The sequence below is a fragment of the Burkholderia puraquae genome, from assembly GCF_002099195.1.
GTDB lineage: Bacteria > Pseudomonadota > Gammaproteobacteria > Burkholderiales > Burkholderiaceae > Burkholderia > Burkholderia puraquae.
Map to the genome: position 1 here is coordinate 14,067 of NZ_NBYX01000025.1, position 13,056 is coordinate 27,122.

The window sequence follows — 13,056 nt, forward strand, 5'->3', positions numbered from 1 at the left end:
ACTGTAGCACGCACGCGACGTTCACGGTTTCCAGTGTACGAAGTTGCGATACAGACGCAACCCGACCTCCGCGCTTTTCTCGGGGTGGAATTGGGTCGCGAAGAGGTTGTCCCGCGCGACTGCGGACGTAAACGGCGCGCCGTAGGCCGTTTCGCCAACCGTATGCGCCGGGTTGTCCGGCGTCACGTAATAGCTGTGCACGAAGTAGAAATACGCGTCGTCGGGCACGCCGTCCCACAGCGGGTGCGGCTGCGACTGGCGCACGCGGTTCCAGCCCATCTGCGGCACCTTGAAGCGCGAGCCGTCGTCCTGCAGGCGGCCTTCGAGCTCGAAACGCACGACCTTGCCGGGCAACAGGCCGAGGCCCTTCGTGTCACCTTCCGCGCTCCAGTCGAACAGCATCTGCTCGCCGACGCACACGCCGAGCAGCGGCTTCGTGCGCGAGGCCTCGATCACGGCCTCCTGCAGGCCCGATTCGCCGAGGCAGCGCATGCAGTCGGGCATCGCGCCCTGGCCGGGCAGCACGACACGGTCAGCCGCGCGGATCGCGGCCGGCGTGTCGACGATCGCCACGTCGGCAGCCGGTTCGGCCTTCTTGAGCGCCTGCGCAACCGAGCGCAGGTTGCCCATCCCATAATCCACAATCGCAATCGAAGTTTTCATCTCAGTGCAGGCAGTAGCGCCCTCAGTCCGTTGACGATGAATTCCACCGCCAGCGCCGACAGCATCAGACCCATCAGCCGCGTGGCGATGTTGATGCCCGTGCGGCCGATCCAGTTCGCGATCGGCTCGGCGAGCCGCATCGCGACGAAACACAGAAAAGCCAGGGCCGCGCCGATCGCGACCAGCCCGGCCCGCTCATACCAGTGATGCGAGTTCGCCGCATAGATGATCACCGTGCTGATCGAGCCGGGGCCCGTGAGCAGCGGAATCGCCAGCGGCACGACCGCGATGTTGTCCTTCGACTCGGCTTCGTAGCGCTCCTCCGGCGTCGATCGCGTGTTGCCGATCTGCGCGTTCAGCATGTTGATCGCCATCAGCAGCATGATGATCCCGCCGCCCACTTCGAGCGAGCCGACCGAAATGCCGAAGAAGTCGATGATCTGCTGCCCGAGCAGCGTCGTCACCGTGATCACGCAGAACACCGACACCGATGCGATCCGGATCGTGCGCCGCCGCTCGGCATCCGTCTGCTGCGCCGTCAGGCTCAGGAAGAACGGCACCGCGCCGACCGGATTGATCAGCGCCAGCAGCGAAATGAACGATTTGAGCAGATCCATCGCAAGCCGGCGCCGCGCGCCGAAGCCGTGAGGTTGTCCTTGGCGCTCCGTCCGGTCAGTTCAGGTTCAGAGGCTGCCCTTCGTCGACGGGATCTGCCCCGCCGCACGCTCGTCCAGCTCCACCGCCGCGCGCAGTGCACGGCCGAAGGCCTTGAACACGGTCTCGAGCTGATGGTGCGCGTTGATCCCGCGCAGGTTGTCGATGTGCAGCGTGACGCCCGCGTGGTTCACGAAACCGCGGAAGAATTCGATCGACAGGTCGACGTCGAACGTGCCGATCCGCGCCCGCGTGAACGGCACGTGGAATTCGAGGCCCGGCCGGCCCGAGAAGTCGATCACGACGCGCGACAGCGCCTCGTCGAGCGGCACGTACGAATGGCCATAGCGGCGGATGCCCTTGCGGTCGCCGATCGCCTTCGCGACGGCCTGCCCGAGCGTGATGCCGACATCCTCGACCGTGTGGTGGTCGTCGATATGCGTATCGCCATGCGCTTCAACCTCGAGATCGACCAGACCGTGCCGAGCGATCTGGTCGAGCATATGGTCGAGGAACGGCACGCCGGTGGCCAGCTTCTGCTGGCCCGTGCCGTCGAGATTGAGCTTCACACGGATCTGCGTTTCGCTGGTATTGCGAACGACTTCCGCCACACGCATGGCAATTCCTTGACTGAGTCGATGTAAATGGGGATTGATCGTTTCGCGCTGCGGCGCCCGCGGGCTCAACCGGGCAGCGCGAGTTTCAAAGCGGCCAGCAGGCGCGCGTTTTCGTCGGGAGAACCGACGGTCAGCCGCACGCATTCAGCCAGCAACGGATGCATTTTACTCACGTTTTTGACCAAAACCCGCTCGGTGAGCAGCGCGTCGAACACGGCGGCCGCGTCCGGCACGCGCACCAGCAGGAAATTGCCGGCGCTCGGGAACACCGTCGTGCCCGGCAGCGCGGCCACTTCCCGTGCGAGACGCGTGCGTTCCGCACGCAGATCCGCCGCCTGCGCGTCGAGCACGTCGAGGTGGTCGAGCAGGAAATCGGCGGTCGCCTGGGTCAGCACGTTGATGTTGTACGGCGGGCGCACCTTGTCGAATTCGGTCAGCCACGCGGGCGAACCGACGAGATAGCCGAGGCGGATGCCCGCGAGGCCGAGCTTCGACACCGTGCGCATCACGACGACGTTGTCGAATTCGGCGGCGCGCGGCAGCCACGAGCGAACGGCGAACGGCTGGTACGCCTCGTCGATCACGATCAGGCTGTGCCGCGCGGCCGCAACGATCCGTTCGATGCCGGCATCGTCGTACAGCGTGCCGGTCGGGTTGTTCGGGTACGCGAGATAGACGATCGCCGGACGATGCTCGGCGATCGCCGCGAGCATCGCGTCGACGTCGAGCGTCAGGTCGGCCTTCAGCGGTACGCCGACGAATTCGAGCTGCGCGAGCTTCGCGGACAGTTCGTACATCACGAAGCCCGGCACCGGCGCGAGCACCTTCGCGCCCGGCTTCGCGCAGGCCACCGACATCATGCTGATGATTTCGTCGGAGCCGTTGCCGAGCAGTACGTCGCACCCTGCCGGCACGCCCATCGCGTGGCGCAGCTTGTCGAGCAGCGCGGCCGGGCGCGGCGCCGGGTAGCGGTTCAGCGCGACCTGCGCGAGCCGCTCGCCAAGCGCCGCGGCGAGCGGCTCGGGCAGCGGGTACGGGTTCTCCATCGCGTCGAGCTTCACGAACCCGCTTGCGTCCGGCACCGGGTAGCTCGTCATCGCGAGCACGTCGCGGCGGATGATGTCTTGTGGCGTCGTCATGGTCTCAAGCCGGCGTGCGTCGCGCCGGCGTCAAATGATCGGCAAGGCGGCGGCCGCCGCCCTGCACAGGTGTCTCCAGCCCCGGCCATCGGGGTGCAGGCCGGGCCGGCACATCCGCGCCGGCCCCGCGCAGCGCGCGGTCAGCTCCTCATCCGGAACTCGGCGCTCTTCGCGTGCGCCTGCAGCCCCTCGCCGTACGCGAGCTCGGAGGCGATCTCGCCGAGCGTCTGCGCGCCTTCGGCGCTGACCTCGATCAGGCTCGAGCGCTTGATGAAGTCGTATACGCCCAGTGGCGACGAGAAGCGCGCGGTGCGCGACGTCGGCAGCACGTGGTTCGGGCCCGCGCAGTAGTCGCCGAGGCTCTCGCTCGTGTAGCGGCCGAGGAAGATCGCGCCCGCATGGCGGATCTGCTGGCCCCATTGCTGCGGCTCCAGCGCGGAAATTTCCAGGTGCTCGGGCGCGATGTCGTTCGCGATCCGGCACGCCTCGGCCATGTCGCGCACCTTGATCAGCGCGCCGCGGCCTTCGAGCGACGCGCGAATCACGTCCCGGCGCGGCATCGACGGCAGCAACTCGTCGATCGCCTTTTCGACGCGCTCGAGGAACGCCCCGTCCGGGCACAGCAGGATCGATTGCGCGAGCTCGTCGTGCTCGGCCTGCGAGAACAGGTCCATCGCGACCCAGTTCGGATCGGTCGTGCCGTCGCACAGCACGAGGATTTCCGACGGCCCGGCGATCATGTCGATGCCGACCGTGCCGAACACGCGGCGCTTCGCCGACGCGACGTACGCATTGCCGGGGCCGCAGATCTTGTCGACGGCCGGCACGGTCGCCGTGCCGTAGGCGAGCGCACCGACCGCCTGCGCACCGCCGATCGTGAACACGCGATCGACGCCGCCGAGCAGCGCCGCAGCGAGCACGAGGTCGTTCTTCACGCCATCCGGCGTCGGCACGACCATCACGATCTCGCCGACGCCCGCGACGCGCGCGGGAATCGCGTTCATCAGCACCGACGACGGATACGCGGCCTTGCCGCCCGGCACGTACAGGCCGACGCGGTCGAGCGGCGTGATCTTCTGGCCGAGCACCGTGCCATCCGCTTCCGTGTATTGCCAGCTATGCGTGCCGCACTCGATCTTCTGCTTCTCGTGGTACGCGCGCACCCGTGCAGCAGCCGCTTCCAGCGCCGCGCGCGCCTTCGGCGCGAGGCCGTCGAGCGCCGTCTGCAGCGCGTCCTGCGGCAGTTCGAGCGCAGCGACGCTGTTCGCGCTCAGCCGGTCGAAGCGGTTCGTGTACTCGAGCACCGCGGCGTCGCCGCGCGACTTCACGTCGGCGAGGATCTGCGCGACCGATTGCTCGATCGCCGCGTCTTCGCCCGCCTCGAATGCGAGCAGCGCGCGCAGCTCGGCGCCGAAGCCTTCGCTCGTCGAATCGAGCTTGCGGATGGTGATGGACATGGGAGTTCCGTTACGGTGATGCGCTCAACCGCCATTCTGCGACGCGCGTTCGAACGCGTCGAGGATCGGCTTGAGTGCCGTGCGCTTCAACTTCAGCGCAGCCTGGTTCACGACGAGGCGCGACGAGATCGCCATGATCTCCTCGACCTCGACCAGATTGTTCGCCTTCAGCGTGCCGCCCGAGCTGACGAGGTCGACGATCGCGTCGGCCAGCCCGACCAGCGGCGCGAGCTCCATCGAGCCGTACAGCTTGATCAGGTCGACGTGCACGCCCTTCGCGGCGAAGTGTTCGCGTGCCGTTTCGACGTACTTGGTGGCGACGCGCAGGCGCGCGCCCTGGCGCACCGCGTTCGCATAGTCGAAACCGGCCGACACGGCCACCGACATCCGGCAGCGCGCAATGTTCAGATCGATCGGCTGGTACAGGCCCGAGCCGCCGTGCTCGACCAGCACGTCCTTGCCAGCTACGCCGAAATCGGCCGCGCCGTATTCGACATAGGTCGGCACGTCGCTCGCACGCACGATGATCACGCGCAGGTCCGGGTTCGTCGTCGGCAGGATCAGCTTGCGCGACGTTTCGGGATCCTCGGTCACCTGCACGCCGGCCGCGGCCAGCAGCGGCAGGGTTTCCTCGAAAATCCGGCCCTTCGACAGGGCGAGGGTCAGCGGCGCAGTCATGCTTGGCTCCCGGAAAGGCGGCGCACGTTCGCGCCGACGGCGGTCAGTTTGGCTTCCATGCGGTCGTAGCCGCGGTCCAGGTGATAGATGCGGTCGACGAGCGTTTCGCCGTCGGCACGCAGCCCGGCGATCACGAGGCTCGCCGACGCACGCAGGTCGGTCGCCATCACGTTCGCGCCCGACAGTTTCTCGACACCCGTCACGAGCGCGGTGTTGCCGTCGATCGTGATGTTCGCACCGAGCCGGTTCAGCTCCTGCACGTGCATGAAGCGGTTCTCGAAAATGGTTTCGACAACCTGCGCGGTGCCCGTCGCGACCGTATTGAGGGCCATGAACTGCGCCTGCATGTCGGTCGGGAACGCCGGGTATTCCGACGTGCGGATCGTCACCGCCGACGGCCGGCGGTCCATCTTCACGCGCAGCCAGCTGTCGCCTTCCTCGATCGACACGCCGGCTTCGCGCAGCTTGTCGATCACCGCGTCGAGGATGTGCGGGCGCACGCCCGTCAGCATCACGTCGCCGCCCGCCGCCGCGACCGCGCACAGGAACGTGCCGGCCTCGATGCGGTCGGGGATCACCGAGTGGCGCGCGCCGTGCAGCCGCTCGACGCCCTGGATCACGAGGCGATCGGTGCCGATGCCGTCGATTTTCGCGCCCATCTCGACCAGCAGGTGTGCGAGATCGCTCACTTCCGGCTCGCGTGCGGCGTTTTCGATCACCGTCTCGCCGTCGGCGAGCGTCGCGGCCATCAGCAGGTTTTCCGTGCCCGTTACCGTGATCATGTCGGTCACGATGCGCGCGCCTTTCAGGCGCTTCGCGCGGGCTTCGATGAAACCGTGCTCGATGCTGATCTCGGCGCCCATCGCCTGCAGGCCCTTGATGTGCTGGTCCACCGGACGCGCGCCGATCGCGCAGCCGCCCGGCAGCGACACCTTCGCCTCGCCGAAACGCGCGAGCAGCGGCCCAAGCACGAGGATCGAGGCGCGCATCGTCTTCACGAGCTCGTACGGCGCGACGAGGTTGTCGACGCGCGACGCGTCGAGCTGCACGCGGCAGCCGTCGGTCTCGCTCTTCACGCCCATCTGGTTCAGCACCTTCAGCGTGGTGCGCACATCCTTGAGATTCGGCACGTTGTCGAGATCGACCGGATCGGCGGTGAGCAGCCCCGCGCACAGGATCGGCAGCGCGGCATTCTTCGCGCCCGACACGACGATCTCGCCCGACAGGCGGCGGCCGCCTTCGATCACGAGCTTGTCCATCCCATGGCCATGCGATTCCCCGTTGGCGGCCGGGTGTGCCGTGGCGACGCTCTGGACGGCGTCGCGCTCGTTGACGGTGACTTGCACTCAGTAATTTCCGTTTATGCGTTCTGCCATTCGGCGGGCGTCAGCGTCTTCATGCTGAGCGCGTGAATTTCCTGCTTCATGCGATCGCCGAGCGCCGCGTAGACGAGCTGGTGCCGCTGGATCGGCCGCTTGCCCTCGAAGGCCGCCGACACGATCGTCGCGAAAAAATGCTGGCCGTCGCCTTCGACTTCCAGATGCGTGCAGGCGAGACCGCCGGCGATGTATTGCTTGACCTGTTCGGGAGTCGGCAACATGGTGTAAGGCTCCTGTCGGCGCGCGCCGCCCGGATGGCGGCCGCTGCCTGTCGATATCAATGACGCAGTTTGTAGCCGGTCGCGAGCAGCCGCATCGCGATCAGCGCGAGCAGCACGAAGAAACCGGTGACGATCGCGAGGCTCGCGAACGGGTTGATGTCGGACGCGCCGAAGAACCCGAAACGGAAACCGTCGATCATGTAGAAAAACGGATTGAGACGCGAGATCTCGCGCCACACGGGCGGCAGCGAGTGCGTCGAATAGAACACGCCGGACAGGAACGTCAGCGGCATGATCAGGAAGTTCTGGAACGCGGCGAGCTGGTCGAACTTCTCGGCCCAGATCCCGGCGATCAGGCCGAGCGTGCCGAGGATCGCCGAGCCGAGCAGCGCGAACGCAATGATGAACAGCGGCGCCGCAAAATGCATCGGGATAAACCAGATCGTCACGACGAACACGCCCGCGCCGACCGCGAGGCCGCGCACGACGGACGCAAGCACGTACGCGCCGAAGATGTCGCGGTACGACAGCGGCGGCAGCAGCATGAACACGAGGTTGCCGGTGATCTTCGACTGGATCAGCGACGACGAGCTGTTCGCGAACGCGTTCTGAAGCACGCTCATCATCACGAGGCCCGGCACGAGAAAGCTTACGTACTCGACGCCCGGATACACCTCGACGCGGCCCGACAACGCATGGCCGAAGATCGTCAGATACAGCAGCGCCGTCACGATCGGCGCGCACACCGTCTGGAACGACACTTTCCAGAAGCGCAGCAGTTCCTTGTAGAACAGCGTTTGAAACCCGCTTCCCGACACTCGCCGGGCCGCCCCAAGAGTGGCGGGCGCCCCCTCGGGGGGCAGCGAACGCAGTTCGCGTGGGGGTTGTTGATTCATGCCAATCCCTCGATCACCTCGGCCCCGTTCATCACCTGGACGAACACATCCTCGAGGTCCGCCTTGCGGACCTCGATCTCGTCGAACGTGCAGCCCGCCGCGCGGCATTGCGCGAGGATGCGCTCGACATCGTCGTAGCTCGTCAGGCGCAGCAGGTGCTCGCCCGGCGCGCGGGCGGCCGGGTCGGACTCCAGCCCGCGCAGCTCGGCCGGCAGCGCGCCGGTCGCGAAGCGCAGGTAAAGCTGCAGCCCGGCGAAGCGGCGCAGCAGCGCGTCGGTGCGGTCGAGCGCGACCACTTCGCCACGGCGCAGCATCGCGATGCGGTCGCACAGCGACTCGGCTTCCTCGAGGTAGTGAGTGGTCAGCACGATCGTGTGGCCCTCGCGGTTCAGGCGCGAGATGAATTTCCACAGCGTCTGGCGCAATTCGACGTCGACGCCGGCGGTCGGTTCGTCGAGCACGATCACGGGTGGCCGGTGCACGAGCGCCTGCGCGACCAGCACGCGGCGCTTCATCCCGCCCGACAGCGCGCGCATGTTCGCGTCGGCTTTCTCGGTGAGGTCGAGATTGGCCATCACTTCGTCGATCCAGTCGTCGTTGCGGCGCAACCCGAAATAGCCGGACTGGATCCGCAGCGTCTCGCGGACGGTGAAGAACGGATCGAACACGAGTTCCTGCGGCACGACGCCGAGTGCGCGACGCGCGCCACGGAAGTCCTTGACGACGTCGTGACCGCGCACCGAGATACTGCCTTCGTCGGCCCGTGCGAGCCCGGCGAGGATACTGATGAGCGTGGTCTTGCCTGCGCCGTTGGGGCCGAGCAGACCGAAAAACTCGCCCTCCTCGACCGACAGGCTGACGCCCTTGAGCGCCTGAAGCGACTTGTAGCGCTTCTTGACGTGACGGATTTCTATGGCTGACATGACTGTGCGCGACGCCAGGGCCGCGACGCCTATTCTGTGCTTGCTGCGAATGAAAATGGGGGCCGGACGCCGATTGGCTGCCCCGCAAAACGCTTGATTATAGGGCAAACCGGCTGGGGGAGCCGGTGCCGGAGGCACGCGGCCCGAAGCTTGCGCGCGCCGGCTGGCGCGGCAGGCTCCGGTCGGACAGGGTCAATGTCGCCCGGTGCCTTCGATGAGCGCGTCGACGCCATAAGCGCGCGCGAGGCTGGCGAGCTTCGGGGGGAGATTGAGGATGTCGAGGGTCGCGCCGCGCGTTTTGGCGGCACGTTGCCATGCGAGCAGCACGGCGAGCGCGGACGAGTCGAACTGCGTCAGCGCCGCGCAATCGACGGCGGTCGCGCCCGCGCCGATGCGCGCAAGACCGTCCGCGAGCGCGGACTTCGCGCTCGCGACGGTCAGCGAGGAGCCGGCTTCGAAGCCGCTCACGACGCTTGCTTGCCGGCGGCAAGTTGCTGGTTGCGCTGCGTGAGGAACTGGATCAGGCCGTCCACGCCGCTTTGCTGGATCTTCTCGTTGAACTGCTGCTGGTACGTCTGGATCAGCCATGCGCCGAGCACGTTCAGGTCATACACCCTCCAGCCGTTCGCCGTCTTGTACAGGCGGTAATCGATCTGGACCGGCTGGCCGTTGTTCATCGCGACCGTCTTCACGACGACATCGGTGTCGGCCGGATCGGCGCGGAACGGCGGGTACTGGATCTGCTGGTCCGGCTTCAGTTGCGCCAGCGCACCCGAATACGTGCGGATCAGCAGCAGCTTGAACTGCTCCTGAACCTGCTGCTGCTGCTCGGCCGACGCCGCGCGCCAGTTGCGGCCCATCGCGAGCTGCGTGGTACGACGGAAATCGGTGTACGGCAGGATGTCCTTGTTGACGATCGTAATGATGCGGTTGGTGTCGCCCTGCTTGATCGTCTGTTGCTTGACTTCGTCGAGCACCTGCTGCGTCGCGGTCTTGATCAGCGCCTGCGGGTTCGACTGGTCGACTTGCGCGTGGGCTGCGCTGCCGAACGAGAACAGCGCCGCGAAAACGGGGATCAGGAACAGTTTTTTCATCATGGTGACCTGCATATGAGTCGATGCGTAGGTTGGAGCAGGTAGCTTACGCGCAAGTTCGCGCACGCTACCGACTGAATCGTTTCCGGCTGTAACGAATGTAAATCCGTCAGTGCAGCCGGATGCTCGGGAAGCGGAACCCGCCCGGCGACGGCGGCGCCACCTGCATCGGCGGCACGTTCGTTTCGCTGGCCGGATTCGGCGATTCGGCCGTGCCCGAAGCCGGTGCGGTCACCGCTGCGCCCGATGCGCCTGCCGGCGCCGTCGCACCACCCACCGCTGCCGCGCCCGCCGTACCGGCCGCGCCGGCTGCCGCCGGTGCGGCGCCGTCGTCCGGCAAATCGTACTTCGGCAGCGCGTCGTTGCTCGACGTCGCGGCCGCCTCGCCGCGCGCGTTGCTGATCAGCATCTGGCGGCGTTGCAGGTACGCGTTACGTACGAACGAATACTTGTCGAGTGCCGCGGCATCCAGCACGTCGCCCGCGCCGAGCAGGTTCGAACGCGTGTTGACGAGGTTGACGCCGAACAGGCCCCAGCTCAGGCCATCCGGCTTCACGTAGGTGAGCGGGTTGCCGACGTAGTCGACACCGAGGCCGGCCGTGTCGCGCAGCGTGCTCGGGCCGAGCAGCGGCAACACCAGATACGGGCCCGACGGCATGCCGTAGCGGCCCATCGTGATCCCGAAGTCGGCCGTGTGCTTCGGCAGCTTCGCGATCGTCGCGACGTCGAACAGGCCACCGACGCCGAACACCGTGTTGATCACGACGCGCATGATGTCGCCGACGCCGTCCGCGATCCGCAGCTGCACGATATTGTTCGCCGCGATGTAGACGTCGCCGATGTTCGAGAAGAAGTTCGTCACGCTGTCGCGCACCGGCTGCGGCACCACGTACTGGTAGCCCTTCGCGACCGGCTTCAACGCATACGTGTCGACCGTGTCGTTGAACTTGTACATCGTCCGGTTGAAGCCTTCGAGCGGATCGCCCTTGGTCGGCGTCTGCACGGTCGCGCAGCCGCTCAACGCGGCGACTGCCGCTACCGCCAGCGCGGCGTGCCTGATGCGGATCGTCTGCATGGTCATTACCCTCTTGTTTTCTCTCGCGTGGTTATTGGGCCGCCGAACCCGACGCGGCGGACACCGCCGACGCAGGCACCGCCACCGGTGCAGGCGCAGCCGGCGCGCCGACTGCCGGCTTCGCACCGCCCGCATCGGCGGCCTTGCTGTACAGGAACTGGCCGATCAGGTTCTCGAGCACGATCGCCGATTGCGTCATCGTGATCGTATCGCCCGCCTTCAGCATTTCCGTGTCACCGCCCGGATCGAGGCCGATATATTGCTCGCCGAGCAGGCCCGACGTCAGGATCTTCGCCGACGAATCCTTCGGGAACTGATACTGGCCGTCGACATCGATCGTGACAAGTGCCTGGTACGTGTTCGTGTCGAAACCGATCGCCTTCACACGGCCGACCACGACGCCGGCGCTCTTCACGGCCGCGCGCGGCTTCAGCCCGCCGATATTGTCGAATTTCATCTTCACCGTATAGGTCGGCTGAAACGACAGCGAGCTCATGTTGCCGACCTTCAGCGCCAGGAACAGCACCGCAAGGAAGCCCACCACCACGAACAGGCCGACCCAGAAGTCGAGAGCAGTCTTTTTCATCGTCATCCCAAAATTTGGCTTGGCTGAGGCTTAGCTGAACATCAGCGCGGTCAGCAGGAAATCGAGGCCGAGTACGGCGAGCGACGCGAACACGACCGTCTTGGTGGTCGCGCGCGACACGCCCTCGGGCGTGGGCTTCGCTTCATACCCTTGAAACAGCGCAATGAAGGTCACGGCGAACCCGAACACGATGCTCTTCAGCACGCCGTTGCCGACGTCGGCCCAGACCTGCACGCCGCCCTGCATCTGCGACCAGAACGCGCCCGGATCGACGCCGATCAGCACGACGCCGACGACGTAGCCGCCGAGCACGCCGACCGCATTGAAGATCGCGGCCAGCAGCGGCATCGCGATGATGCCCGCCCACATGCGCGGCGCGATCACGTTCTTGATCGGATCCACCGCCATCATCTCGAGCGCGGTGAGCTGCTCGCCGGCTTTCATCAGACCGATCTCGGCCGTCAGCGACGTGCCCGCGCGGCCTGCGAACAGCAGCGCGGTGACGACCGGCCCGAGTTCACGCACGAGCGACAGCGCGACCAAGAGGCCGAGCGCCTGCTCGGAACCATAGCGGTTCAGCGTGTAATACCCCTGCAGGCCGAGCACGAAGCCGACGAACAGCCCCGACACGGCAATGATCACGAACGAATAGTTGCCGAGGAAGTGGATCTGCTTCGTGACGAGCCGCGGCCGGCGCAGCAGCGGGAAGAATTCCAGCACGAGGCGCACGAACAGCCGCGTGCCGTAGCCCGCGCGCACGAGGCCACCGATGACGTAACGTCCGATCGCGCTGATCATGCGCGCCCTCCGCCGAGCCCGAAATCCGCTGCGAGCGGCGGGCTCGTGTAATGAAATTTGAACGGGCCGTCCGGCGCACCGTCGATGAACTGCCGCACGCTCGGATCGGTCGATGCGCGCAGTTCGTCGGGCGTGCCCTGCGCGAGCACGCCGCCGTTGGCCAGGAAATACACGTAGTCGGCGATCGCGAACGATTCCGGCACGTCGTGCGTGACGAGGATCGACGTGGCGCCCAGCGCCTGGTTCAGCGTGCGGATCAGGTTCGCGGTGATGCCGAGCGAGATCGGATCGAGGCCCGCGAACGGCTCGTCGTACATGATGAGCTGCGGATCGAGCGCGATCGCGCGTGCCAGTGCGATGCGGCGCGCCATCCCGCCCGACACCTCGGACGGCATCAGGTCGCGCGCGCCGCGCAGCCCGACCGCGTTGAGCTTCATCAGCACGAGGTCGCGGATCAGGTCGTCGGGCAGGTCGGTATGCTCGCGCAGCGCGAACGCGACGTTCTCGAACACCGACATGTCGGTGAACAGCGCGCCGAACTGGAACAGCATGCCCATCTTGCGGCGCAGCGCGTACAGGCCGTCGCGCGTTTGCGCGCCGACATCGGCGCCGTCGAACAGCACCTGGCCGCGGCGCGCGCGCACGAGGCCGCCGATCAGGCGCAGCACGGTCGTCTTGCCGCAGCCCGACCCGCCCATGACCGCGACCACCTGCCCGCGCCCGAAGCGCAGGTTCAGGTTCGACAGGACGAGGCGGTCGCCGTAGCCAAAGTCGACGTCGCGGAGTTCCAGCAGTGTGTCGGTAGGAGTGGGGCTCACGGAGCGGACAGTCCTTTTACGCAGAACGCCGAATTATAGGGCCTGCATTGGAATGATG

At 66.6% G+C, this 13,056-nt stretch carries 16 protein-coding genes; all 16 read right to left on the minus strand.

Translation table 11 applies throughout. The annotated features are described in order from the left end of the window. Positions 1 to 21: 21 nt before the first annotated feature. The gene (hisH, locus tag B7G54_RS32020; RefSeq protein WP_085042780.1) at positions 22 to 663 is read right to left on the minus strand and encodes an imidazole glycerol phosphate synthase subunit HisH; all 642 of its coding nucleotides are present in this window, start codon (positions 661 to 663) and stop codon (positions 22 to 24) included. Further along, entirely contained in the window at positions 660 to 1,280 is a 621-nt protein-coding gene (locus B7G54_RS32025) for a YchE family NAAT transporter (protein ID WP_085042781.1), read from the minus strand. Before B7G54_RS32025 ends, hisH begins: the two co-directional genes overlap by 4 nt. Before the next feature lie 66 nt (positions 1,281 to 1,346). Further along, positions 1,347 to 1,934: an imidazoleglycerol-phosphate dehydratase HisB gene (gene hisB, locus B7G54_RS32030; protein ID WP_011350728.1), complete on the minus strand. Its 588-nt coding sequence runs from the start codon at positions 1,932 to 1,934 to the stop codon at positions 1,347 to 1,349. Between the two features lie 65 nt (positions 1,935 to 1,999). Continuing rightward, positions 2,000 to 3,073: a histidinol-phosphate transaminase gene (hisC, locus tag B7G54_RS32035; protein ID WP_085042782.1), complete on the minus strand. Its 1,074-nt coding sequence runs from the start codon at positions 3,071 to 3,073 to the stop codon at positions 2,000 to 2,002. A gap of 140 nt (positions 3,074 to 3,213) precedes the next feature. After that, the gene (hisD, locus tag B7G54_RS32040; RefSeq protein ID WP_085042783.1) at positions 3,214 to 4,530 is read right to left on the minus strand and encodes a histidinol dehydrogenase; all 1,317 of its coding nucleotides are present in this window, start codon (positions 4,528 to 4,530) and stop codon (positions 3,214 to 3,216) included. Between the two features lie 24 nt (positions 4,531 to 4,554). Next, positions 4,555 to 5,208, minus strand: a complete 654-nt coding sequence (hisG, locus tag B7G54_RS32045; RefSeq protein WP_069255576.1) for an ATP phosphoribosyltransferase — start codon at positions 5,206 to 5,208, stop codon at positions 4,555 to 4,557. Further along, positions 5,205 to 6,554, minus strand: a complete 1,350-nt coding sequence (gene murA / locus B7G54_RS32050) for a UDP-N-acetylglucosamine 1-carboxyvinyltransferase (RefSeq protein WP_085042784.1) — start codon at positions 6,552 to 6,554, stop codon at positions 5,205 to 5,207. The genes hisG and murA overlap by 4 nt, the downstream gene beginning before the upstream one ends. A gap of 14 nt (positions 6,555 to 6,568) precedes the next feature. Continuing rightward, entirely contained in the window at positions 6,569 to 6,808 is a 240-nt protein-coding gene (locus B7G54_RS32055; protein WP_006477131.1) for a BolA family protein, read from the minus strand. Between the two features lie 56 nt (positions 6,809 to 6,864). Then, positions 6,865 to 7,704, minus strand: a complete 840-nt coding sequence (locus B7G54_RS32060) for an ABC transporter permease (RefSeq protein ID WP_226207856.1) — start codon at positions 7,702 to 7,704, stop codon at positions 6,865 to 6,867. Next, positions 7,701 to 8,627 (minus strand): ABC transporter ATP-binding protein, encoded by a 927-nt coding sequence (locus B7G54_RS32065; protein ID WP_085042786.1) that lies wholly within the window; start codon positions 8,625 to 8,627, stop codon positions 7,701 to 7,703. The genes B7G54_RS32060 and B7G54_RS32065 overlap by 4 nt, the downstream gene beginning before the upstream one ends. A 192-nt stretch (positions 8,628 to 8,819) precedes the next feature. Next, a complete protein-coding gene (locus B7G54_RS32070; protein ID WP_085042787.1) occupies positions 8,820 to 9,095 on the minus strand; it encodes an STAS domain-containing protein in 276 nt (91 codons plus the stop codon). Continuing rightward, positions 9,092 to 9,721 carry an MlaC/ttg2D family ABC transporter substrate-binding protein gene (locus B7G54_RS32075; RefSeq protein WP_085042829.1) on the minus strand — a complete coding sequence of 210 codons (630 nt, stop codon included), beginning with the start codon at positions 9,719 to 9,721 and terminating at the stop codon, positions 9,092 to 9,094. Before B7G54_RS32075 ends, B7G54_RS32070 begins: the two co-directional genes overlap by 4 nt. A 109-nt stretch (positions 9,722 to 9,830) precedes the next feature. Then, positions 9,831 to 10,796: an MlaA family lipoprotein gene (locus tag B7G54_RS32080; protein WP_085042788.1), complete on the minus strand. Its 966-nt coding sequence runs from the start codon at positions 10,794 to 10,796 to the stop codon at positions 9,831 to 9,833. A 31-nt stretch (positions 10,797 to 10,827) separates the two neighbouring features. Then, positions 10,828 to 11,388: an outer membrane lipid asymmetry maintenance protein MlaD gene (gene mlaD, locus B7G54_RS32085; protein ID WP_085042789.1), complete on the minus strand. Its 561-nt coding sequence runs from the start codon at positions 11,386 to 11,388 to the stop codon at positions 10,828 to 10,830. A gap of 24 nt (positions 11,389 to 11,412) precedes the next feature. Next, positions 11,413 to 12,180 carry a lipid asymmetry maintenance ABC transporter permease subunit MlaE gene (mlaE, locus tag B7G54_RS32090; RefSeq protein ID WP_085042790.1) on the minus strand — a complete coding sequence of 256 codons (768 nt, stop codon included), beginning with the start codon at positions 12,178 to 12,180 and terminating at the stop codon, positions 11,413 to 11,415. Continuing rightward, positions 12,177 to 12,998, minus strand: coding sequence for an ABC transporter ATP-binding protein (locus B7G54_RS32095; protein ID WP_085042791.1), 822 nt, complete (start codon positions 12,996 to 12,998; stop codon positions 12,177 to 12,179). The genes mlaE and B7G54_RS32095 overlap by 4 nt, the downstream gene beginning before the upstream one ends. Between the last annotated feature and the right edge of the window lie 58 nt (positions 12,999 to 13,056).